The following is a 24,624-nucleotide window of genomic DNA, read 5'->3' on the forward strand; positions in this document are numbered from 1 at the left end:
TCGACCATAAGGCGGGTAGTACGTTGGCGTCATCGAAAGTTGCTGATACAGCAACGGTTGGTCGTCGATCTTGGGCGGCAACACACCCGCAACATAAACCCCGATCAAATCGCCCTTTCCGAGGCGATGGCCCTCTTTCGGACGCTGCTGACTCAGCAGGCTTAAGTCGATCGGGATCGTTCCCTCTCGACTGCATTTGTGGAATTCACATGGCAGCCGGTACGCCGGAACCGCGTCATAAACGTGCATGATGCACTTGCTTGTGGCGCACCCTGCATTCAGCAAAGCGACCGCCAATGACAAAATTCCAAACGCAAGCGATTTCATAATTGACCGATCCTTCAGTCGTTTGGATGTGAGCAGATCCGTCTGACTTAATTTGGGTTCGAATGTCCTTTTCGTAATTGATACGGGCGGTTAAAGGGGCGCATGGAATGGCATCCTCTAACGAGCAGCAGGTCAGATTCAGCGAAAGAGTGGCTGACGCAAAGTCAGAGAGGACTTGGTATTGAGCCACGAGACGGCCTGCGCAGAGTCGTTGTTTCCATTCGACGACTTCGAGGACGCTGGCGGCTCAGTCCCCACCGGTTGCTGTGGGGCAGGCGCTCGATTGTCTTCGGGTGAACTTGATTCCATCGTCTCATCGCCATCGTCGCTATCGGACGTTGAATGACGAGGCAATTCTCTCGTACCAATTGCCGTGCGGCCGACCGCGTACGGTGCTTGGTCGGAAGGCAGGCATCCACCCGAGAATTGCCGGAAATTGTCAGAAAGAGGCACTGGATGAAATTGGCCACGACAGGAAGAAAGTGCCGCAGCCGCGCCGTGATGATATCCCTCAAACCAATTTCCGATTGCGATTTCACCATTTTCCGATTGGAATTTGTGAGACCAATAGTGATGTGGTGGAACAGGAGGACATGTGCCATCCCCCCCCATCAACACATCGGTGTAACCCTGTTTCCAGCCAAACGAATAGTGTGACCAGGGATTCGACGAGCATCGCTCGTCGCACGAATACCACCATGCGCGACTGGCACGCATCTTCTGCGCAACACGGTATTCGCAGTCTTGAAACGCGACACATCCGACCGAGCTGAAAATCAGCAATATCCGAAAACACTGTCCCAAAGACATGTTTTTCCGCCTCCATGCAAAATTGGCATTCCCTTGTACGGAAACCTACACTGTTCGCGTCGCGTACGAACAATTCCGTAGTCAGGGGATCGTCAAAGAAATGGAGGCATCAACATAAAAGACGGATCGCGACGTACCACCGCTACAACCAGACAAGTGAACGCAAGACAGCATTCAAATTCATCAGCGAAATTGAGGTCGGCAAATTTACCCAATCAGAAATGTCGAGTTAGGACTGAAAGTCGCCTGATCCAGCCGCCCAATTCCGCCAACTTTCCGAATAGTGCGTCAGAAATGCGTCAGTGCATTCCACCGAGAATGAACGCGGATCCATTTGGCACTGCAACACGACTTCGTCCGCAGACAGCACAATTCCGACGCCAACTCGCATTTTCGGGCGCAGCGGCGGCACTCCGCTGGAGTGGAGATAGTGCAGATTTCCGACCAACGGACGACCGTCAACATGAGGGTGTCGATGTCGGAGATTGCGAAGCGTGTTGCCGAGATTCGTCAACACGGCCGTCGAAAAACAAAGTGGCGATCGGACCCCCAACTGAACGGCCCAAGGAATCGACTGAAGCATCGGGAGTGTACGAATCAAGTTGTACTTAGAACCGTGGACCTCGATGTAGTCCATCTCCGCGCGAATCGTGGTCAACAATCGCGGGAAGTCCAGACAAAGTGATGTCGGACGCGTCAAGAAAACAAAGCTCATCCGATTCGTGGCGGGCAGAAGATCGTCACCCGCTTCTCGCAGATCGACGGGAACAAGTATTCTGTATAGGCGATCATTCCCCGTTTCCCCGTGGGCTCGATTCCATCGCGCGATGGAATTCAACAACAGCGCAATCGCGACATCATTCATACCGATGTCAGTACCTCGCAGGCGACTACGGAATCGATCAACGTCGCTACGATCAAAACGAATTGACGTCACATGAGGCGCTGCAGCACGGGTGGCGGCAGGAATTCTCACCTTCGGGCGCAGTGGAACAGGTTGGTGCGCAAAAAACTCATAGAGCGCTTTGAGACGTTGCCAGAATGAATTCGATGTGGTTGGCAGGGTAGCCACTTCAAGTGCTCGATCACGGGCGAAAACTCCGCGTTGACGTAGCTTCTCGTAATTCAAGTCGTCCATCGCAACATGTGCTGGATCTCCGCCCATCTGCAATGAATAGATAGTGCACCAATCAATGATCACCCTGCGTGCACCCTGACCATCGCTAGCAGCATGATGAAACGTCAGCCGAATCTGCGATTTGACTCCGTCTGTCACGCCCGTGATGCGAAAGCCGACCTGCTTCCGAAGATCGATCCGAGTGTGTTCAAAATCTCGATTCGTTGGATTCCACGAAATCTGTTCAGGCGAAAATTCTCCTGGAACCCAACACCACACTGAGTTGATCTTCTTGACGAGGGAATTGAGCAGGGGATTACGACGGACCGTTTCCAACGCCGCAATTTCAAATGCATTTCGATCCAGAGCGCCTTCGAAATCAACAATGACTGTAAAGACCCGAGGATAATCGGCCAGGTCGTCTTCGAGCATCAGCTTCTCGAAGACGGTCAAAGGCAATGGGTACAGATCTGGAGGAGGACCGTTTCCAAATCGAAGTGTTGGTGTAATGAGTTGGCTCATCAATCAAGGCATCCGTTTCGGAATTCGGGCGCAGTGGTAAATCAGTCGCTCAATTGTGATTCGGCCTGCGAGTGGCACAGCCATTCTGTCGCGACAGGTTTGCGAGTTTCCCTCATCAGCTCGCAACAAGTTCTTCGACGTGTCAATTCAGGTCGGAAGATTCACGAGTGCGATGACAATCGTGCAGTCCGAATGTCGATCGCAAGTCATGTCGTGACAATAACAGCTCTAACCCAGGTGAGGGCAACCGCTGGTCGCAATTTGTCCCGTGGAATCCGTCTGTTCCAGTTGATTCTGCAGCCAATGCTGGAACTGATGGATTCTCTCTTCGCAACGGCCAAGCATTCCCTTCTGCTGAGATGCGTCGAGACCACGCTGAATGTCCGGAAACAGTTGAAAATCCTCCTTCAAGATCGACAACGTGATTTGGGCAGCCATCGAACCCCAAAGCTGACAAACTTTTCGGGACAAGTATGAACTCCCCGTACGACCGAACTGATAGACGACCGAGGTACAAGCTCGCGGCCCTCGCGGCCGCACGACATGCAGCAGGCTAACCATATCCGTGAATGAGAACAAATTGTTCGGAAAAACCAGATGTTGCTGATAACGACGTGTCGGTTGGCTGCCCAGGAACAGCTTGACGAGTGCCCCCTCGACTCGTTGAAACAATGCATCCGCCTTCGAATGCGGCGCGAAGGGCAATTCCGTTTCAAACCAACTGCCGCGATCGACGAAATGGTGTTTTGAGCGGTCTTCGCCTGGATCAACTCGAAACGTCTCTGGATGTATCGCAGGGACATGATACGCCTCGAGCGAATTCTCGATCGGGATCTTCCAATTCACCTGCTGCTCAAAAGAGCGAGAAACCATGACTTTCCAACCGTCGTTAAATGCGTTGCGGATGGTCTCGTAACGTTCGCCTAGAAACGTGCTCAGATTGGGCGCATTGGCGTCTAAGTTCACGTAAATCAATTGGCCAACCGATTCGACTCGATAAATAGGCAGACGCACCGAGTTGCGGTCGAGAGGTGCAAAGTGCTGCGCCAAAGGGATGCGTTGGGACGCCCCCGAAGCATCGTATTCCCAACCGTGATACTGGCAGCGCAATCGCGGCGAGTTTCCAGATTTGAGCCCGGACAACAAGCAATGCCGATGCGCACACACGTTGGAAACGACGTGAAGTACTCCGTCAAAATTGCGAACCTGAATCGGTTGTCCGCACACGTCCGTGGTAATGAAGTCCCCCGGGGTCGACAATTGGCTCTGCACGCCAACGAAGTGCCAACTACGTGAAAAGAGACGGCCAATTTCGTCATGAAACTGCGCGTCGGACCAATACGCCTGCGGTGGCAGGATGTGCGGAAGACGTTCCGTCGCGTGAAACATGACCCCACCTGAAAATTACGAGGGTAGCCATGCAGCGACGTACTTGTCGATGATCAGCAATGGTTCCTCATTGCTTCCCCAGATCACGATATCAAAGATTGCATGGTCGTCTTGTGCCTCGACGAATTGCGTCCTGACCAGGCAGGATTCTGCGGGCCGGGCCACACGCACGAACTCAATGTGCTTCATCTTTCGCGGGAGGCACACTCCGGGTTTGATGCAGCTCCAAGTGAGCACGCCCGTGGCGAAGAGTGCCGCATCCAGCACCGCGCTCGGCGTCAGCCAATTGACAACGTCGCGTTGAACCCCTGCGAGTTCGCCGAGTGACGGGGCATCAATTCGGCCCCAGACACATTTCCGATCATGATCAATTGCCAGCTTGCGGAGACAGCGTAGCGGGCCACCCACATAAAAATCAGCCCCCGCCGCCGGATACTGAGCCTGCTTCCAGTCAAGGTCTTTGAAGTCGGACCGATCCAGTGCAACGTTCGCAGATTTCCGATGCTCAGAATCAAATTCAACGATGGCTTTCGCGTGCAATCGGCTGGCGCTCACGAGTTTTCCACTTCGTGAATGAAAGTCAGCCCGTAACTCTGCGACGGAATCAGCACCGCCAACGGTCGCAAGGATTTGCACGCTGCAAGGAGAATCCGTCGGGAACTTGATACTGGAGGCAATCTCGAGATCTCGCATCCCCGTCAACTGACGACGATCGTTTGCCTGTGACGCGCCTTCTGCGAGAAGCTCCGCCATGATCACCATTGGCAGAAGTGGTCGGTCTCGCAAGCGATGCTCGCTCAGGAATGGATCGGCCACCGGATGAAGCGTCGCTTCGCTGACAACACTCGAACTGGTTTGCGTCGCAGACTTCCGCACGAGCGGCCAATCATCTGCGCAGTCAGGATTCAGGGAACCGGTTGCAGGCAACGCCAGCATTCGATCCGCGGGGTAGAACATTCGGTAGTAACGATCATCGGTGATCAGCACTTCGGCGAGTGGCAGACCTGCAGCAATCTCGCGGATGAAATGTTCGGCCCCTTCATGGGCCGGCATCAGCTTCAGACCAATCATCTCCAGAGCCAGACGCGTTTCTGGTTTCGTTGCCATTCCAATATCGTCCCACGCATGCCAGTGGAAGACAGCGGAAGGAACGTTCGGGCGCAATTGGCGATGCCATCCAACAAGCTTTGCAAGCATGTCGTTGGCCAACGAATAGTCGGTGTGTCCATTCGCGCCGAACCGGCCACTGATCGAGCCGAACGCCATGAATCCCTGCAAGGGGTCATCCTGCGTCAGAGCCATCAGGTTCAAAGCACCATCCAGCTTGGCGGCCAGGCACCGCTCCACCATTCGTGTTTCTTTCCGAGGAAAGCTGGCATCTTTTCCGATACCTGCTCCATGGATGACGCCGCGAATTTCACCTGCGTCCTGTCGAATCTTCTGCAGCACTGCTGAAAGCTGCGAGCGCGCAGACACATCACAGGAATGGTAAGTGGCGGGAATGCCCATGGCGTGGAATTCACGCAGTGTGCGATCGATCTCGATCTCTTTCTCAAGTTCCTGCCAGGCCTTCAATGGAGATCGATTTGCCTTTTTCGATTTGCGCATCGATTCCGCGCGAAGCCGGTCCGGATCTGAAACCGCCAACTCTCGTTGCTCGTCCGTCAATGCCGGTGACGGAGCCGTTCCGACCAAATGGAAATGAACTTTCGGAAAGTGCGTTGCTAGCTCTTTCACCAAATACGCAGTAATTCCGCGGGCGCCGCCCGTCACGATCCAATTCCCTGTCGGAACAAGACCAGGCGAGGAACGTTGACCGAATCGCGCGGGAATCGATCGGAGAATCGACCGTTGATCGCCATTCCAACCAATCTCAACATCGTATGTTGGAACCGTCAGTTCGACGCAGATCGCATCCGCAACATTTGTGGCAGGGACGTTCAAGGGAAGGTCGAGAATCTTGATCGGCATTGAGCGTGCGCCATTGACCCAAGATTCAATCAAGATGGATTTCAGCAATCCCGTAATCGCGCCACTTTCAGGAGACGTAATTTGTTGCGAGACTCCGAAATCGCCGCCAAGAGCGGTTGCCCCGAATAGGCATGCATCGTCCAGTAACTTGGCCTGTTCGACGAGACCAAACCACTTTTGACAGAACCAATAGAGTGACGTAATTCCTGTTTCGCGGCGATTCTTCCACGAGGACTCTTCGAGAGTCGGTACCGCCTGACGGTCCCGCGGACTCAAGATGAAAAGATGTGGTGATGGCGTTTCTTGCCAAATTTTCTCTAACGCGGAAACGGCCTGTTCCCGTGTTCCAAGCTCTCGGAGCCAGGCAACGGATACCTGGAACGACTCCAAGCGTCGTACAAGTTCCGCACATTCGGAATGGTTACCGATAACAATCGCGCCGCCCGCAAACGCCGGCTTGAGACCGGACCAGATTCGAGTCTCGGCAGGCGACATTTCCAACCGGAATCGCTGCGTCAATGAGGAGACCCGCGATTCTGTCCCATCCAATTCGATAACATCCAGGACACGACTGTTTTCTGTGACTGACGGTTCACATTGCTCCAGGCCATCGTCCTGAAGATCATCCAAGGTGGGCCAATTGGCGATTCGATGCAGCGTGAAGACATTTATGGGATGAACATCTGCCCCGTCGGCAATCCCTCGCAACTGGGCGTCCTCGGCCAGATCGAGCTCAAGCTGTTCCGTACCGGTAGGTCGATCCTGGACGAGTGTGCTCGATCGGTCTGCGAACTCAAACAACCGATTCTGCAGTTCGACTTTGTTTCGCATTCCCCAATCGCGACCCCGATCGAACGCCGAGCGATGGTCAGCTCCGTTACGGTCCGATTCGATTATGGAATTTGTTTTTGGCGTCGGGTCGACTGCTTCGTGGCAGTCCCGCTTTGAATTGGTATGAGACATCCCGTTGCTGGCAATCGGGTTATCCTCAAGGGCGAATCCATTACCGGGAGCGCTATGACCGTTTGACGAGCCATATGTGGGAGTTTCGACGTATCGATCTTGGGACAAATCGTCACCGGCCGCGGCTTCGAATGTCTCACGAACCTGTCGCAACGTGCGAATCTCTGACAACGCAGCCCGGGTCGACACCTCTGAAATCGCGAGATGGAAATGATCACGAATTTCACCGATCAATTGCGCTTTCGCGATGCTGTCGATTCCGAGATCAGATTCGAGGTCTGCGTCGAGCTCGATGACATCGCGCGGATACCCCGTGCGTTCCACAACGAAGTCAATCAGGAAGTCGTCAAACTGACGATCGAATACGCGGGGCGGATCACTCTGATCTATCGAATCGGCCGAATCCTCTCCGCTCACTTGATTTGCAGGCGCGAACGCTTCCTCGGCCTGATCATTAAGAGAAACGTCAGAGTTCGCGCCTGCTTTTGAGGCATTTTGCCAAACACCTTTTCCCGATAGCTGCCCCAACATGTTCAAGATGTCGCGAATCGAACGCAGATCATTGAAGTTATACTTCTCTCGCGCGGACGCGAGATCAAAGTACTCGTTCAGTTCACCAAGAATCTGCGCCTTGCGAATACTGTCGATTCCAAGATCGGCTTCCAGATCCCAATCGAGTTCAATCACCTCACGCGGATATCCGGTCTGCTCCACCACAACGTCGACGAGAAAGTCCGCAAGAGATTGTTCGCCGATCGAGTCGACGCAGGTCCCGGAATCACATGCGGTCAGTTCCGCTTGGGCCTCGACCACCTCAGTCTCGATGACAAGTTCAATGCTAGAAGGGTTCGCGGAAGTCGACTCGGGCACGTCAACGGCAATCGAGGGGCTCTGGAATGGACGTTCAAAGGATGCAGGGTGAAGTTGTTGGGTCTGAATGGCGGGAGTGGAACGGAATCGTCCCCCCATCGTTTCCAATGCGGCTTGAATTCTCAATTGACGCTCATAAGGCGCAAGGGACGGTTCGTCCATCGAAACAACGAACACTTCTCGACCGCCCAACACCTGCTGCGTCAGCTTTGTAAGAACACGACCGGGACCCACTTCGACAAAAACGCGAACCTCTTCGGCATACAGGCGTTCGACGAGTTCGATCCAGTCGATCGGTTGAATCAATTGACGGGTCAGATTCTCGATGATCACGTCGCGATCAGCCACGAAACGGCCGGTAACGCTACTGAGCAGCGGGATCTGGGGCGGTCGCCAACGGTGCTGCTTGAGTGCGGCCTTCAATTCGGGCTGCGCGGCCTGCAATAACGGCGTGTGGAATGGACTTCCGACAGGAACACTCAGTGCCGCGATCCCCGCCGCTTTGACAACGACGGCAAACTCTGTCACGCGCTGCATTGACCCCGCAACGACAGTTTGCCGCGGCGAGTTCGCGTGCGAAATGAACAGATCAGATTGACCTCGCATCAACGCCGCAACGTCGCGCTGAGACGCGGCGATCGACAACATGGCTCCAACACCATGCGTGCACCCTGCAACAGCCTCGGCTCGTGTCAGCGTAATGGCGATCGCAGATTCGATATCAAGTGCGTCGGCGGCTACAAGTGCGGCGTATTCACCAAAACTGTGTCCGATCAAAAAGTCAGGCCGCATTCCCCACTCGAACGCGGTCGCATACGCAGCGACATCGGCTGCGAGCATCGTCAATTGCGTGGAACGGAGATCCATTTCCAAACGCGGACCTTCACCTGTGAGGCAACCCGAACAAGTGGGTTGCCCCAGGCGACGGAGTGATTGGTCAACTTGTTCCAACCGCCGCTTTGCGCCAGGCGACGTACTGAACATGTCTGACAACATTCCCTTACTTTGAGAACCTTGCCCGGGAAACATGGCCACTGAGCGTGGTGAATCAGTCCGCGCCGATGCACGATAGAAGACCCCGTGTTCCTGAACCCTGATCGCCGATTTCCTCTGCTCCAGGTGATCAATCGCCAATTGAACTTTGCGGTCCCAGTCCGCTGGCGATGAAACAATGGTCAAACGACACGACGCCTTTTCAGGAAATGCGACCGATGCAGAATCCCGGGCCCATGTCGACGCCGCAAGTTTTTGACAAAGTTCAAATTCGTCGTACGCCCAGAACCGGGCGATTCGGACATCAACGTCCAGTTGCATCGTTTGCATAGATATGTCGGCTTTTCGCGTTTCGAGGAGTCCGTCGCAGCTCATCGCCTGCGAGGATTCAGAGCGGATAGATTCCAGCGCCATTGGTGGGATCATTTGAGCGGACCGTTGCACTTCAGCACGGCTCGCCATCTGTAATGTTTCCGCATCCCTCGGCGTGACTTGGGCGGCGTTGGTACTCTCAAACAAGGCTTGGAACTCGCACACTTCTGTCATCGATCGAACGACGGATTCGACGGGCCCTTGAGACTCGTGTTCGAGCTCAATTGTCAGACCAACAATTTCGAGTAGCGCGCTGGCTCCTTGCAGGTGTCCGAACTGCCGCGTCAACGAAGATGACTCTGCGCAGCGCATCGCAGTGTGTGATGACGTCGCAAACGCAGCCTGAGGGACTTGCCTCTCGACGTGCGGCGACAACGGACCATGGTACTTTGTCGCCCGAACATCTCGAATGATCCCATAAACTTTGTCACCGTTCTCGTTGGCATCTTTGAGGCGGCGGAGCAACAGCACCACGACACCTTCTCCAGGTGCAGGACGCTGTCCATTTTTGGGGACCGATTCGAACTTACGGAAATTCCACGCTTCGAACGCAGGCGCGTCGAGATCTCGCTGGGCCGCAGCACAGAACACAAAGTCCGCAACCCGTGATGCAAGAAGCTGCTGCGAGGACTGAAGTGCTGCGAGACCCGAACAGTCTCCACAGTCGATTGCCATCGCGCCGCCCATGACATTCAATGTTTTCGCAATGCGAGACGCTTGTGTGCTACACGTAAAGCTTCCGGTTTGATCTCGAATTGCGGAACAGTTCTTGACGATCGCGTCTTCCGCGACGCGACATGCTTCTTCGATGCGTTTGGCGTTCCAGCCACTCCGCTTCAGAACACGAGACAATTCGTCAATGATTTCGTGAAGGCGCAACCCAATTTGCAATTGGTGCGAGAATTCGCCTCCAAATAGTGTCCCCACGATGACCGCAGCGCGCGAGCGATCGAAGCCCCCATTCTCATATCCACTCTCGTCGAGCGCTTGCTGCGCGGCATCGAGCAGCATGAACTGCAAGGGATTCGCCAATTCAATCTGCAGTGGTGGGATCCGATGCTTTCGCCAATCGTATTCATAACCACATATGTATCCACCCTTTGCGCCCGGGAACGCCTGATGAATTGTCGGACGAGTATCCGCAAATGGACTTTCCCTCCAGCGGTGCGTCGGCGGTGGAATCAGTTGGGATTCGCCTGAACGCAGCAGCCTTCGAAATGAGTCCAACTCGAATGCGCCGGGTACGATCACCCCACGACCAACGATCGCGACTGCCTCGGCGGATTCGAGCGAGCGTCGCGGCGCTCGCGCAGGCACTTGTTCCAATGGTCCACCGCCCTGCGGCCGGGTTGTTGTTGATCGTTTCGAGGTGGAATCGAATGGTCCGTCAACAATCACGTGTGCATTTAGGCCCCCGATCCCAAAGGCGTTCACCGCCGAACGACGCGGCTGACCTGGCTGATCTGGCCATTTCAGCAGTTCGGTTACGGGCCTAAAGGGATTCGCATCCCAATCAATCGTGGGATTGAGCGATTGCAGGTTGATGGTGGGTGGAATCAATCCTTCCTGCATGCTCAAGATGCATTTGACCAGACTCGCAAGACCCGCAGATTCCAGAGTATGTCCAATATTCGATTTGACACTGCCCAATGGTATTTTCTGGTCCGCAGCAGCAAGCTGAAAATGAGCAGCCAGTGCTTGCAGCTCGGTGGCGTCGCCAACCTGAGTGCTTGTGGCATGTGCTTCAACGTACTGCACTGTGCGATGATCGATCTGGTCTGAGTAGGCGCGGCGCACAGCCTCAAGTTGGCCCTCTTTTCGAGGTGCCCATAGGCTCCGACCTCGTCCATCCGACGACAGCCCGATTCCACGGATGACCCCACGAATCTGATCTCCGTCAGCCAAGGCGCGCGACAGAGTCTTGAGGATGATGGCAACGTAGCCCTCAGCATTGACCAGACCATCCGCTTCGGAGTCAAAGGGACGCGAACCGGTAGCGCTGCATGATTGTGCCTGCGAAAACAGGATCATGCTGTCGGTCTTGTAGTATGACGCACTCGAGACGACGGCCTGATCGATTTCTCCTTGAACCAATGCCGCACCCGCCAACGCCAGCGCAATCAAAGACGATGCACAGGCCGCATCGATCACCATCTGGGGACCGTCAAGCTGAAGGCTCTCGGCGACGTACTGTGCCGCGTAACTGGCATCAAGATGTGGCCCGTCTTCACCTCGTACGGGGCGCTGGTGCTGAATCCCCGTCACCAGACTGCGAAGCAATTCGTTTCGCTCGGCGTCGGACAATTGCTGAAAGAGCGGCAACTGAGCAAGCGTGTCAGCCACCTGCGGCATGACGCTTCCTAAAATCACTTCTCCACCAAGGGCCGAACCACTGGAATGACCGACATATGTTCCCGTGCGTACCGTGCCCAGATCTTTCGAATCCCAGCCAGCATCTTCGATTGCGGCCTCGACAACGCCACACAGAATCTCGTGACACGGATCCCATTTCAATTTGGTTGCGTCATGTGCGCGAAAGTCAGAAACAGGGTCATCCGCACGCGGTGGAACCAATCCTGAGATCGTCGCGTAGGTCTTCGACCTTCGACCACGTTCGGAAGAAACGAACAGCCTGCGATCCAACTGATGGGGCGGAACCTCTAAGATTCCGCTCTTCCCTTCGGTCAACAGGCTCCAGAATTCGTCCAGATCGTCGGCGCCTGGCAGCCGACAGGCCATGCCGACGATTGCCAACGGCTCGGAAGGGAACCGCCGATGGTGGCTAGCGTCAGTTAACATGCAGCATTCCCACAGGCAAGTTGTTTAGGGGCGATTTCGAAGATCCGGCCTCCGAGGCGTTCGATTTCAGTTCTTGCGTTTCTGCGGCAAGAATCGCACGCCGGACATCGCTCATCAGCCGCGAGATCTCTGAAAGATGACGCGAGCCACCGATGAGAACGAACGCACCAGACCGTATTCCGTCCTCAATGGGGAAATCACTCTTCAACCAAACGCGAAATGACGCTGCGGTGCTGTAAAACTGAATCGATCCTTCCCCCTCATTATAGGGAAACGCAACCTTGAACTCGCCTGATAAGAAAGAGACTTGCCAATCTCCGCCCCCCGGCCCCGCCAGCGTGATACGCAAGACCGATGCCAACGAACACCGCTCGTTGACTTCGTCGGTTTCCGCCACATTCTTGCCATTGCTCGAGTTCGCGATGATGCCTTGGTGCAACGAATCCTGGGCAGCACGTTGCACCAAGGCATCATCGCGAACTCGCCAATCGAGCTGCCGACGGGGTTCTGTTTGCTCAGGCGTCAACGGCAAGCCAGAGTCGACCTTGAACTCGCGGTTCACCGCATACTGGAATGTACGTGTCAGCATTTCTTCGTCGACAACAGGACACTCAATCGCGGCTCGCTGTTCGCGGAAATTGGAGTTGTCGAAAATTGGGTCTGGGGCAAAGTAAGATCGATAGGATTCCATATGGGCTTGAAATTCCGCAAGCCCCGTGGGAGCTCCCGCACCTGAGGGAGATGTCGCGTTCGGGTGATCAAGACGCACCGAAAGAGCTCTGCTGATCGCTGCAATAATTTCGCGCCCCGGGGTTGAGCGGGGATTCGTCAAGTGGTAGATCCGACCGTGACACGCGGGATCGCGCGTGAGTGCACTGATCATGTTGCAGACCCAGTCCACCGTGACAATATTTCGCGACTCGCCGCCACTAAGCCCCAGTCCAGCGAGCAACTGACCTTCCGTGGGGGGAGACTGAATCGAGTCTTTGTAAATCATCCAGGCCAGCCGTAGCGGCGAGTAGATGGTATTGAAGGACGACGTGTAACCGGATTCTGATTCGCCAATTACAATCGAAGGCCGAAACAACGTCCGCGTGAATGACCCCGCGGCATTCTGAACGAGATGTTCGGCCTGACATTTGGACTGTTCGTAGATATTCCCAAACGGGCCATCCTCAGAATGCATTTTTTCCAAGATTGGATTTGATCGATCGACGCGGCCGCAGGAATACGCGGTTGAGACGTAGTGAAAATCTGCCACACACGAGTGACGGCAAAGCTCAAGCAACCGCCGCGTGCCGTGGACATTGGAATTCATAGGCTCGCCACGCGGTGTCTCTTGAAAACAGACACTAGCGGCAGAGTGAATGACCGAACTGACGTTCTCTTGAAACCACTTTCGGTCGACATTTGACAGATCAAGTCCGTCAACCAGCAGGTCACCGGGCAAAACAACCGGACGCGGGACAATGATCGCGGACCGACGCTCCCAGTCAGAAATCATCTGATCCACTCGATCCGCCGCGCTCAATCCACGCCGGTTGCGCACAAGCACGGCGACGTTTTCACGCCGCTGCAAGGCATTGAGAAGCAAATACCGGCCAAGGAAACCTGTAGAGCCGGTAATCAGTCGCCAACCAGACAACGTATATCTCCGCCAGCGAGCAACTCGCCGTTTGTCTCACTCATGCATCGAGAGAATGCACCTTGATCTTACGTCACAGACTCGCGATGAATTCGAAACAACAAAAAAGTTCGTTGTTTTTATGCACATCTGAGTCGTTCGGCCCGCCCTCAATCTGAGCAGATTCTGCGCCTAAAGGCGTCAGTGCATTATCGCCTTGCTTTCCGATAGCGGACCGCCCTGAGCAGATTCCGCGCCCATTGCCTAAATTCCTGGCAACACCAAGAAGTTCCGACGTCCATGTTGCGAAATCTCCCCATCGAACCATCGTCAATACTCTATGAATATTGGGAGAATGCCCATCGATTGGGCGACGAAGCTTTGACGGGAGGGGGGTGTAACGATTACACTGCTCGGCTGTTCTGAACGGGCTGGCGAATACTGTCGTACAACATTACGAAAGTGCCTGACATCTACGCAAGTCATTAAACAAATCAGATTTGATTGCGGGTTATACGGTAATCCGAAGGCTGTTCTTGATCGACGTTCCCGAACGGATTGAGCAGCCTCCGCAAATCGAACTGAATTCTCTTAGAAATTAGAGTACCTGCAGGCGAAACCGTTCAGTATGCGGATAACCGCTGCTGGATTCGAACGGTGGGCGAAATGAAACGCAAAGGAAGTGCGCAAGCACGATTCAAGTTGGTTGGAACGGCGCTTGCGTACAGAGTGCGTTAGCGAAATGTCAATCGCCTTTGATGACAAAATACCTCCTCAACACGTGATTTGGTGGGTTAACGTATGAAAAAGACAACGCCGGCTCCAGCGCAGCACGAATTACACGTGCGTCAGTTATTGGTGATTGCAAAAAGACGTTGGGGCTACCTCGCCATGGCATTGATGCTAGGGGTAGCGGTGGCATCCGCTTACTACGTCGTGACTCCGCCGAAATATGAGTCAACCGCCGTGATGCTCGTGATGAAGAAAGATTCACGATTGGCGGCAAGGGGCGTTGATGGCGGCGGAGAGGCTTCGGAAGTGCGCGTTACCGAAGAACTGATGGCGACGCACATGCAAATGTTGCAAAGCCGAAGCATGGTCGATGGCGCACTGGCCGACTCTGGTCTGACCGAACTCCCTTCGATCGTCGATCACCTGAACGTCGGCCGAAACCAGAAACGCGGTGACTACGTCATCGAGAATCTACGAGTCTCCCGTGGCGGAACAGGGCAGGCGAGAACGGCTCATGTGCTCAATGTTTCTTACAAGAACCATTCTGACGTAGACGCGGAAGCCGTGTTGACCGCGCTCGTCAAAAGGTATCAGGCATTCCTGGCTGCGAAGTTTCAGGACGTGAACCAAGAGGCCGCTTCTCTGATCGAACAAGCTCAGAACGAATTGGCTGACGAACTTGAAGCTGCAGAGCGTGCATACGAGCAGTTCCGCCAGCAATCACCGAATTTGATGTGGCGCAAGGTTGGTGAAGAAGCGACAAACATTCATCGGGTCCGCCACGACTCGATCATGCAAGAAATCACGAATCTGCAGCTTTCACGAGCGGAAGAATCCGCTCGGCTGGACGCGCTGACCGAAACCCTCAATGGCCGGAGCGTCGAAGAGCTGAGCGACCTTGAGCGGTTGTCCATGGTGGACGAGAAAAACCTCACCCGCGTCGGCTTGCTCCTAATGGCGCAAAAGGCAGAGTCCGAATCTCCTGCTTTTCTCGCAGAGCAGCCGATTCGCATGGCAGCCGCGACTGCGAACTTTGACAGCCTTGCTGTTTTGAAGTCCAGAGAGAGCTCAATGCTGACCGACTTGGGTCCAGAGCACCCCGATGTGATCAATACTCGCAAGCAAATCGAGTCATTCGCTGAATTTTTGGACAAACAGAAGCAAGACCTGACTTCAGGGGTCTTGAAGACATCGGTCAACTCCGCGGCACTCTTCACCGCATACCACCGCTTACTCGAAAATGACGTGCTTGCTCTGCTACGCCGTGAAGAGCGATTGCAGGGGCTCGCCGAAGAAACGATGACGCTTGCCAGCGAAATGGTGAAAGACGAAATCCAGGGAGAGTCGCTGCGACGCGAAGTCCAGCGCAAGCAAGTGCTGTTTGACGCTGCGGTTGATCGCTTGCGAGACATTAACCTCGCTAAGGACTACGGTGGATTTATCAACGAAGTCTTGGCAAAGCCAGAAACCGGCTTACAAGTCTCACCGAAAAAGAGCATCGCGGCCGCCATCGGCTTGTTCATTGCCATGTTCTTCGGAGTTTGCGGCGTTGCCATTGCCGAATACCGAGATCGACGATTTCGCACCATTGAGGATCTTCAGAACACATTGCAGTTGTCTGTTTTGGGGCGTGTTCCATTCGTACCGGTCAAATCGTCCCGCCGCCTGTTCGGTGGCCGCAAAGGACTCGACCCGGCCCGTACGCCTCGCTTGCTGGATTCCGATTCCCCAGGTGCCGACGCGTTTCGAATTATGCGTTCATTGACGCTTTTCACGGAAGGTGAAGAGTTCCGTCAAGTCCTGTGCGTCACGAGCCCCAACCCTGCAGATGGTAAGTCGACAACGACCGGAAATCTGTCCATCAGCCTGGGCCAACTCGGACGCCGCGTGCTCGTGATCGATTGCGACCTGCGACGCCCCTCACAGCATGAACTGTTCGGTGCCCCCAACGAAACGGGCCTGACGACCGTTTTGAAGGGGAACCTTGACCCAGAGGACCTGATCCTCTCCACATCGTTCAAGAATGTGTTCCTGCTCCCACGCGGTGAGGCCGTCACAAACCCCGCTGAGTTCCTCGCAACGGGCGAGTTCGCTCGCCTGGTCGATACCCTGCGCGAGAAATTCGATCACATCCTTCTGGATTGCCCGCCAATTCTTCCGGTCGTTGACGCACTGTCGACCGCAGCGATTGCCGACGGAGTCATCGTGGTGATTCGAGTCGAACGAACGACTCAACTGCAAGCTCAAGCGGCCTGTAGCTCGCTGCGGCGAGCGGGTGCTGAGGTCGACGGAGTTGTCGTCAATGGATTGATGCCTGGCAGCTTGGGAGATGACACCTACGGATATGGATACGGATATGGGTACGAGCAGGAATACGCTCAGTATCGAAATCAAGTCACTTCAGAATTTGCCAGCGCTGCGACGAAGCTTTCGAGTCGACAAAGCGGTGGATCACCGTTCCAACGCAATTCGTCGACTCCATGATGGATGCGTCTCCCATTGGTTTGCGGTTTGAAAACGTCACCGTTTCTCAAACCGCGGCCAAATGGCGTCGTCTTGCCGCCGGATGATATGGAAATCGATACCAATGCGCTACGCAATCCATTTGTCGAATGGGCAGCCTCTTGCGAATGTCCAGGATTAATGTTTGAGATTCTGCGGGTAAGAAAAACGGGGAGATTGAATAGGTGTCAACACAAGCACTATCGCCAGGCATAGCAGAGGCTCCGCGGCACTCCGAAGCCTTCAATGAAACGTCAGGAATCGGACGCCTATGGGATCCTGCCAAGAATATTGCCAACTGGACTGTAGGACGTGACGCATCTTATGTATGGCAAGTTTGGCGCACCGCACTACCTTTGTGGCTCGCTGATATCGCGTCGGTCGCCATGACAGTGGGATTTGCGGCCGTCGTACTACAGATGACAGGTGGGGTCTCGGCGATGTTCATCGCCGGGCTATTCGCAAGCTGCTGCCTCATGCTTAGCGGCGGCTTCATCCTTGGTGGACTGTACCCCGCCACTGGGATGAATTCCGCGACCGAACTTCGACTGATTGTTCGCGTCGTGTCCGCAGGTGTGACGCTTTGCATGGCCTATGACTTAGCCCACGGTGGCAGCAATTCCTACCTCTTCCTTTGGCCACTCTGCGGGGGCCTTCTGCTGGTGCTATTGCCATTCGTCCGGGCCTTCACGCGACGTGCCGTTTGTCGATCGAAATGGTGGGGCCTGCAAACGATCGTGATTGGTGCGGGTGACCGTGGCCTGGACATTGTCAACCGAATGAGACAAAACCCCGCGCTTGGTTTGAAGCCGGTTGCACTGGTCGATCGCTTCCGTCCGGATTGGATGCTCGACCATGAAGGCATGCCCTTCGGACAGATCTGTCCACTGGAAGATACTCCAGGCTTGAGCAATCGTTTGAACGCATATTGCGGTGTGTTTATCGGGTCTGAGTTCCCGGAGGCGGGCCGCATGACCATGATAGACACACTGACCAGTGTATTCCCTCAGTTATACGTCACCTCTGACGCTGCTGATGTCGGACGCAATTGGTCAGGCGTGCTCCAGATGGGAAATCTTCGCCTGTTGCGGATTACGGAACACCTCTTGATGCCAGGAGCTCGCTGGATCAAGCGAATGATCGACGTTATGGCGGTACTTGCCGTCTCGCCAATCCTCATTCCGCTCGTCTCGACCTTGGCGATTGCGGTGAAACTCACGTCCGCCGGCCCGGCATTCTACGCTCATAGTCGAATTGGACGGAACGGGCGGACGATCCGCGTTTGGAAACTGCGATCGATGGTGCCGAATGCAGATCGACTCCTGATGGACTATCTCGCGAAGCACCCGCATCTTCGCGAAGACTGGGAGCGATTGCACAAGCTCCCGAACGATCCTCGAGTCACCTTCATTGGACGAATCTTACGCAAGACTAGCCTCGACGAAATTCCCCAACTCTGGAATGTGTTTCGTGGTGACATGAGTCTGGTCGGCCCTCGCCCAATTGTTCAGGCCGAAATTCAGAAGTATCAGGCCGTTTATCCCCTTTACTTGCGTGTCACACCGGGCATCACCGGCCTCTGGCAAGTCAACGGACGTAACTCAACGACCTATCAAGAACGTATTTCGTACGACGCAGAATACATTCGTAATTGGTCCATTTGCCTCGACCTTTATATCCTGGCCCGAACGGTACAAACCGTCATCACATGCGACGGAGCCTGTTAATTTCGAATCCCTTCCGGGGCCACACCCCAGGCCCCGCAACTGTGTTTGTCGCCAATCTTCTTTGATTCGACTCAGCGGCAAGTGCCAAACCGACGCCACCGAGACGGCCGACGTGGCGCAAGAACCCAACAATCCCCGTATTCAACTGTCCCAGCAAGAAAGCCGCTCGACTTCAGTGTCTTCGTCTTTCAAACCGGTTTCGCATGCTCTTGGTGTGCGAGCATGTATGAGAGCATGCCGCATCGACTCTAAAGGTGTTTTGTGAAAGAATCGATACTTGCAATTCCCGACGTGAAAGTCTTCGACGTTTCCAAATTCGAAGACAGTCGAGGTTTTTTTTCCGAGACGTTCAACAAAAAGCGATTGGCGGATCTGGGGATCGACGTCGATTTTGTACAGGACAATCAATCTCTCTCTCGCGAGCCATTCACTCTGCGCGGCCTACACATGCAGGCTCCACCATTTGAACAAGCGAAGTTAGTCCGGGTGACTCGCGGCCGAATTCTTGATGTGTGTGTGGACGTCCGCGTGGGGTCACCGACGTATTGCAAATGGGTGTCCGCTGTAATTAGTGCCGAGGCATGGAATCAGATCTTCGTGCCAGTTGGTTTTCTGCATGGTTTTGTCACGCTCGAGCCCAATACGGAAGTACAATATAAGGTCTCGAACTATTACAACAAATCGTCAGAAGGCGGTGTGATCTGGAATGACCCAGACTTAGCGATTGACTGGAGTATCGACGGCCGCGCCGACGTCATCATTTCGGACAAAGATGCCGTTCTGCCGAAGTTGCGAGAATTCCAATCTCCCTTTGTTCACGCCGTTTAGCAGCCTGAGGACAGAAACGAAAAAGGCAACAGGTGATTCAGATTGGCGGTTCACCGTGATACCGATGTGAAGGCGGTTTCGAACTGCCATCAAGGTACAGCGGACAATCGATAAACGCCAAAAGGATCGAATTCCTTGATGCACTCAAACACAGAGTGATGGCAGGCGGATCATGGCAGCGGTTGCGAGTTTTTGCAGCAATTTAGGTCTCGTGAATCGCGAGACGTTGAGTACGGGCGTCCAGTCGATACCTATGTCTATCGTCAAGATTTTCGCCTAACGGCACGAAATCCCGGTGATTCACACGGGTGACCCGGGTTTGCTTGTTGAAACATTTGATTAAGAACTGTTTTGTTTGTTCGCTACTACTTTCGTTGGAAGTCTGTATGAAGATCTTAGTGACGGGGGGCGCAGGATTTATCGGCTCTGCAGTAATCCGGTTCCTCATTCGTGAAACTGAGCACACCGTCGTTAATATTGACAAGCTGACCTACGCGGCGAACCTAGAGAATCTCACCTCGATCGAAGACTCACCTCGGTACTCATTCTATCAGGCTGACATCTGTGATGAAGCACTGATGAAGAATATCTTCACAGAATGTGAACCCGACGCCGTGATGCATCTGGCTGCAGAAAGCCACGTCGATCGCTCGATCGATGGCCCGCGTGCGTTTCTCGAAACAAACATCATGGGAACGTACTCCCTGCTGCAGGCGGCCCGAATCGTTTGGCAGGGGCTTCCCGCAGACCGAAAGCAAGCGTTTCGCTTTCTACACGTCTCGACTGACGAGGTGTTTGGGTCACTTGGGTCTGAGGGATTCTTCACCGAAGAGACTCCTTACGCCCCGAATTCACCTTACTCTTCCAGCAAAGCATCGTCGGACATGATTGTCCGTGCCTGGCACCATACTTTTGGCTTGCCAACGCTGATCAGCAACTGCTCTAACAACTACGGTCCCTATCAGTTTCCTGAAAAGCTGATTCCTGTCATTTTGCTGAATGCCCTGAGCGGAAAGCCGCTGCCGGTCTACGGAACGGGCGAGAATATTCGCGACTGGCTATTCGTCGATGATCATGCACGTGCCCTTTATCGGATTCTCACGGCCGGTGCCGTCGGCGAGACCTATAACATTGGTGGGCACAACGAAAAACAAAACATCGAACTTGTCCGTGATATCTGCCGAATTCTGGATACCTTGATCCCAGACTCGGCCCATGTCCCACATGAAAAGCTGATTACCTTCGTCAAGGATCGCCCGGGACACGACCAGCGATACGCCATTAACGCATCCAAGATCGCCCGAGAACTGGGATGGTCGCCTTCCGTGACAGTGGAAGAAGGCCTCAAGCTGACAGTTCAGTGGTACCTGGAAAATCGTGAATGGTGGGAGGCACTCTTGAACCGTGGGTTCAAGCAGGAAGTGCGGCTCGGCGTGACTGCTCAATAGTGTGAATTCAAAAGCGTCGCAATCAGGCAAAGAACATGATCATTCTTCTCGGCGAAAATGGACAGGTCGCACGCGAGGTGCTCAAAGCAACCTCTGCGGCGGGTATCCCGTGTCGTTCGGTCTCAAGTCAAGAAGGCGACTTCAATGATCCTGCCAAAATTTCCGACTTGCTGTCGGAGTGTCCGCCAGGGTCATTTGTCATCAACGCCGCGGCGTACACTCAGGTGGATCTCGCCGAATCTGATCGAAAAGCCGCAATCCAGATCAATGGATTGACGCCAGGTGTGATTGCCAGTGTATGTCAAACACGCGGATTGAAATTGATTCATATTTCCACCGACTATGTGTTCTCGGGGAACCAACAGCGAGCCTATCGTGAGCACGAACCAACGGGCCCGCTCGGTGTCTACGGCGAATCGAAGCTTCTCGGCGAGCGCCTGATTCTCGAGAATCTTGACCAGGCCATCATCTTGCGAACGTCCTGGGTATTTAGCTCGCATGGCAAAAACTTCGTCAAGACGATGATTCGGCTTGGCCAAGACCGTGATCGACTTTCCGTTGTTGCCGATCAGATTGGTGGACCGACATCTGCCGCCTCGATCGCCAAGACATGCCTTGAGTTGGTCGCCAAAACCAACTCTCTTTCACCCACGTCCGACCTATGGGGCGTGTACCACTACTGCGGCAAGCCCTCGACAACATGGCACGGATTTGCAGAGGAAATCTTCAGACAAACGGGCCAAAATGTCGTCGTTTCCCCAATTCGTACAGACCAGTATCCAACACCAGCACGGCGGCCTGCCAACTCGCAACTTGCCTGCGGAAAGCTGCAAAAGAATTTTGAGATTTCGCAGCCGGACTGGACCATTGATCTGTCCAGAGTCGTAAAAGAACTGGGCTTTCCCACCGCATCCGCCCCTGACCAGCCCGAATGCCTGACTGAGCCCTCAAAACATCAAAAAGTTGAAGCCTAGTCGCCTGTTGAAATCACGGGGACTGTCTCCCTACAGACTCAAGAACGCCATGACTGCTTAGATACCAAGGTGCTAGCCTTCCTTATTTCAACAAGCAGAGAGACATACCGACTTGGAATTCGGCGATACTGGAGCGAACTGCGATGATAGTTCAAACTCGAATGCATCCGACTGGCGTGAGACCCCCGCACCCTGGAATGTGCCATTGATGGAACAACGCTTGCAAGGAGACCACAAAGGGGCATTGGGCCCCAAAAACATCCGCTGGCTCTCTGCCCAAACAATGCGCACGGCCGGCGCGATTGATTCAATCAGATCCGAATCTGAATCCTTCGAAGCAGAACCCCTGAATTGTGCCGCAGAACGCGGATCTAGAGATGATGGTCTCTCGTATGCAGGCTGTCGAAATCACGGGGACAGACTCCGTACCGATTCACAAATGCGATGACAACGTGAACCGCAGGGTGGCTCTGCCCGCCCTTTTGTTAACAGGCTGGTTGGAAGCTGATCAATGGATCAGCGATGGCGAGTAAGAATTGTGCTGTACACGACACGGCGACCATGCCGAGACGAGACAATTGATGAACGTAAATGAGGCCGAGATTTCATTCATGAGTACACCTCGATTTGATGAGCGCAAGGGAATCATTCTTGCAGGTGGGTCTGGCACTCGCCTCTACCCAACGACGATTGCCGTCAGCAAACAATTGCTGCCGATTTACGACAAGCCGTTGGTTTACTACCCACTCTCGACATTGATGCTGTCTGGAATTCGCGACTATTTGCTGATTTCGACTCCTCACGACATCAAAGGCTTCGAAACGTTGCTAGGCGACGGAAGCCAGTTCGGAATCTCAATCAAGTATGCAATCCAGCAAGAGCCACGAGGTTTGGCCGACGCATTTATCGTAGGCAAATCATTTGTCGGATCTGCACATTCCGCGCTCGTTCTTGGCGATAACATTTTTTTCGGCCATGGATTAACGGGGATCTTGCAGGCGGCAAATTTGCGGCGCAATGGGGCGACGATTTTTGCGTATCCCGTCGATGACCCTGAACGATATGGCGTTGTGGAACTTGGACCGGACTCCAAGGCGATTTCCTTGGAAGAGAAGCCACTGAAGCCGAAAACAAATCTCGCAATTCCAGGATTGTACTTCTACGACCAGCAAGTCATCGACATTGCAGCTAACCTAAAACCGTCGCCTCGCGGCGAGATCGAAATTACCGATGTCAATCGGGCCTATATGGAACGAGGAGAGCTGTATGTCGAGAACTTCGGCCGCGGTTCCGCCTGGCTCGATACCGGCACGCCTGATTCGATGCTTCAAGCGAGCCAGTTCGTGGAAGTGATCGAAAAACGGCAAGCCATGAAGATCGCTTGCCTCGAAGAAGTCGCCTTGCACATGGGCTTCATCACCATTGATGAACTGATCCGATCGGCGGAAAAGCTGAAAGGCACATACGGGGACTACCTGCGAAAGATCATTGCAATGACAAAGCCATCCAATTGACGCCATTCCATGATCGGTTGTAGTAAGCGATGCAGGGGAACGACGGTTCAAGTGATCTCATGAGCGACACGACACAAGCGAAATTACCATCCGCATCGATCGTTTTCCTGACGTACAACGGGATGCCTCTTGTTGAAGACGTCTTGAAATCGATCCGAAATCAGAAGTTCAATGGAGACTATGAACTCTTGTGTATCGACACATCTTCAAAGGATGGAACCTTTGAATTGTCGCGCACGCTTTGCGATGAAGTGATTCAGATCCAGCCGCACGAGTTCCACCATTCACGTACGCGCAACCTCGGGGTATCCGTCTCCAACAACGACATCTGCGTTTTTCTTTCTCAAGACGCGTTGCCTTCAGATGAACACTGGCTGACGAATCTGATTTCTCCGTTCGTCGATCCGGACGTCGGAGCGGTCTATGGAAGACAGAAAGCCCCCGACCATTTCGGTGCGCAGCGCCGGTATAGTATGGGCGAAGTCTACCCAGAGGCGCGCCAGGTTCGTCAGTTTGTTCCGGGCGAAAAACGATCCCTCAGCGAAGTCCGCTTCTCGGATGCGAATGGAGCCTACCGTCGTGCACTGCTGCTCGAGAAGCCGTTCCCCGAACATGTGCCGATCTCTGAAGATATTGCCGCCTGCTACTACATCCTCGAAAAAGGCCTAAAGGTCGTCTACGAACCATTGGCGAACGTCATTCATGGCCACGAGCGGAGCATCAAAGACGAATTCCGCTGGGCATTCGATTCTGGAATCGCCTTGAAACGCTTAGGAATCCTCGGCAATCCCAATTTCAAAAGCGAAACCAAGTACGGAATCAAGAAACTGACCGATGAACTCGTCTACTTTACGAAGCGGTTCGCAATTGGTACGGCCATGCACAGCGTGAGTGTTTATGCGGCGCGATGGCTTGGTGTCCAACTCGGAAAGAGGGAAAATCAAATTCCTCCAAAAATTGCTCGTGCGATCTCACCTTCGCTGGCTCGTGAGCACGCTCGAACGAAGAACGTCGCAAACTAACAAGATGGTGGAGTTCATGTGGCCTGAGGTGGTGTTGGCTGCCTGAATCGCGTCAAACGATCCGTAACACCTGATATCGATTCGCAGCAGAATGAAGCACGATCGCCATCATTCAAGCGA

At 54.1% G+C, this 24,624-nt stretch carries 12 protein-coding genes and 1 pseudogene; 7 read left to right on the forward strand and 6 right to left on the reverse strand.

What is annotated here, in order from left to right:
- The 6 genes and pseudogenes from OSO_RS51325 to OSO_RS0111725 all read right to left on the reverse strand — a co-directional run.
- Nucleotides 1–327: pseudogene (locus OSO_RS51325) on the reverse strand (polysaccharide biosynthesis/export family protein); the annotation flags it as partial.
- Nucleotides 328–465: 138 nt separating this feature from the next.
- A complete protein-coding gene (locus OSO_RS0111700) occupies nucleotides 466–1,137 on the reverse strand; it encodes a hypothetical protein (protein ID WP_010583520.1) in 672 nt (223 codons plus the stop codon).
- Nucleotides 1,138–1,366: 229 nt separating this feature from the next.
- Entirely contained in the window at nucleotides 1,367–2,776 is a 1,410-nt protein-coding gene (locus OSO_RS0111705; RefSeq protein WP_010583521.1) for a hypothetical protein, read from the reverse strand.
- Nucleotides 2,777–3,004: 228 nt separating this feature from the next.
- Entirely contained in the window at nucleotides 3,005–4,165 is a 1,161-nt protein-coding gene (locus tag OSO_RS0111715) for an aromatic ring-hydroxylating oxygenase subunit alpha (protein ID WP_010583522.1), read from the reverse strand.
- Nucleotides 4,166–4,180: 15 nt separating this feature from the next.
- Entirely contained in the window at nucleotides 4,181–12,133 is a 7,953-nt protein-coding gene (locus OSO_RS0111720) for a type I polyketide synthase (RefSeq protein WP_083842847.1), read from the reverse strand.
- A complete protein-coding gene (locus OSO_RS0111725) occupies nucleotides 12,123–13,778 on the reverse strand; it encodes an SDR family oxidoreductase (protein ID WP_010583524.1) in 1,656 nt (551 codons plus the stop codon). The genes OSO_RS0111720 and OSO_RS0111725 overlap by 11 nt, the downstream gene beginning before the upstream one ends.
- Nucleotides 13,779–14,600: 822 nt before the next feature.
- Here OSO_RS0111725 and OSO_RS0111735 point away from each other — a divergent pair.
- From OSO_RS0111735 to OSO_RS0111775, 7 genes are all read left to right on the forward strand, one after another.
- On the forward strand, nucleotides 14,601–16,973 hold the full coding sequence (locus OSO_RS0111735) for a polysaccharide biosynthesis tyrosine autokinase (protein ID WP_162130535.1): 2,373 nt from the start codon (nucleotides 14,601–14,603) through the stop codon (nucleotides 16,971–16,973).
- Nucleotides 16,974–17,176: 203 nt separating this feature from the next.
- Nucleotides 17,177–18,718 carry an undecaprenyl-phosphate galactose phosphotransferase WbaP gene (wbaP, locus tag OSO_RS43135; RefSeq protein WP_157605152.1) on the forward strand — a complete coding sequence of 514 codons (1,542 nt, stop codon included), beginning with the start codon at nucleotides 17,177–17,179 and terminating at the stop codon, nucleotides 18,716–18,718.
- A 261-nt stretch (nucleotides 18,719–18,979) separates the two neighbouring features.
- Nucleotides 18,980–19,546, forward strand: a complete 567-nt coding sequence (gene rfbC, locus OSO_RS0111750) for a dTDP-4-dehydrorhamnose 3,5-epimerase (RefSeq protein WP_010583527.1) — start codon at nucleotides 18,980–18,982, stop codon at nucleotides 19,544–19,546.
- A gap of 386 nt (nucleotides 19,547–19,932) precedes the next feature.
- The gene (gene rfbB, locus OSO_RS0111755; protein WP_010583528.1) at nucleotides 19,933–20,994 is read left to right on the forward strand and encodes a dTDP-glucose 4,6-dehydratase; all 1,062 of its coding nucleotides are present in this window, start codon (nucleotides 19,933–19,935) and stop codon (nucleotides 20,992–20,994) included.
- 35 nt (nucleotides 20,995–21,029) lie between these two features.
- Nucleotides 21,030–21,968, forward strand: a complete 939-nt coding sequence (rfbD, locus tag OSO_RS43140) for a dTDP-4-dehydrorhamnose reductase (RefSeq protein ID WP_010583529.1) — start codon at nucleotides 21,030–21,032, stop codon at nucleotides 21,966–21,968.
- A 581-nt stretch (nucleotides 21,969–22,549) separates the two neighbouring features.
- Nucleotides 22,550–23,482, forward strand: a complete 933-nt coding sequence (gene rfbA / locus OSO_RS0111770) for a glucose-1-phosphate thymidylyltransferase RfbA (protein WP_010583531.1) — start codon at nucleotides 22,550–22,552, stop codon at nucleotides 23,480–23,482.
- A 59-nt stretch (nucleotides 23,483–23,541) separates the two neighbouring features.
- Nucleotides 23,542–24,504, forward strand: coding sequence for a glycosyltransferase family 2 protein (locus OSO_RS0111775; RefSeq protein WP_157605153.1), 963 nt, complete (start codon nucleotides 23,542–23,544; stop codon nucleotides 24,502–24,504).
- Nucleotides 24,505–24,624: the final 120 nt, after the last annotated feature.

Origin of the sequence: Schlesneria paludicola DSM 18645, from assembly GCF_000255655.1 — a bacterium.
Taxonomy (GTDB): Bacteria; Planctomycetota; Planctomycetia; order Planctomycetales; family Planctomycetaceae; genus Schlesneria; species Schlesneria paludicola.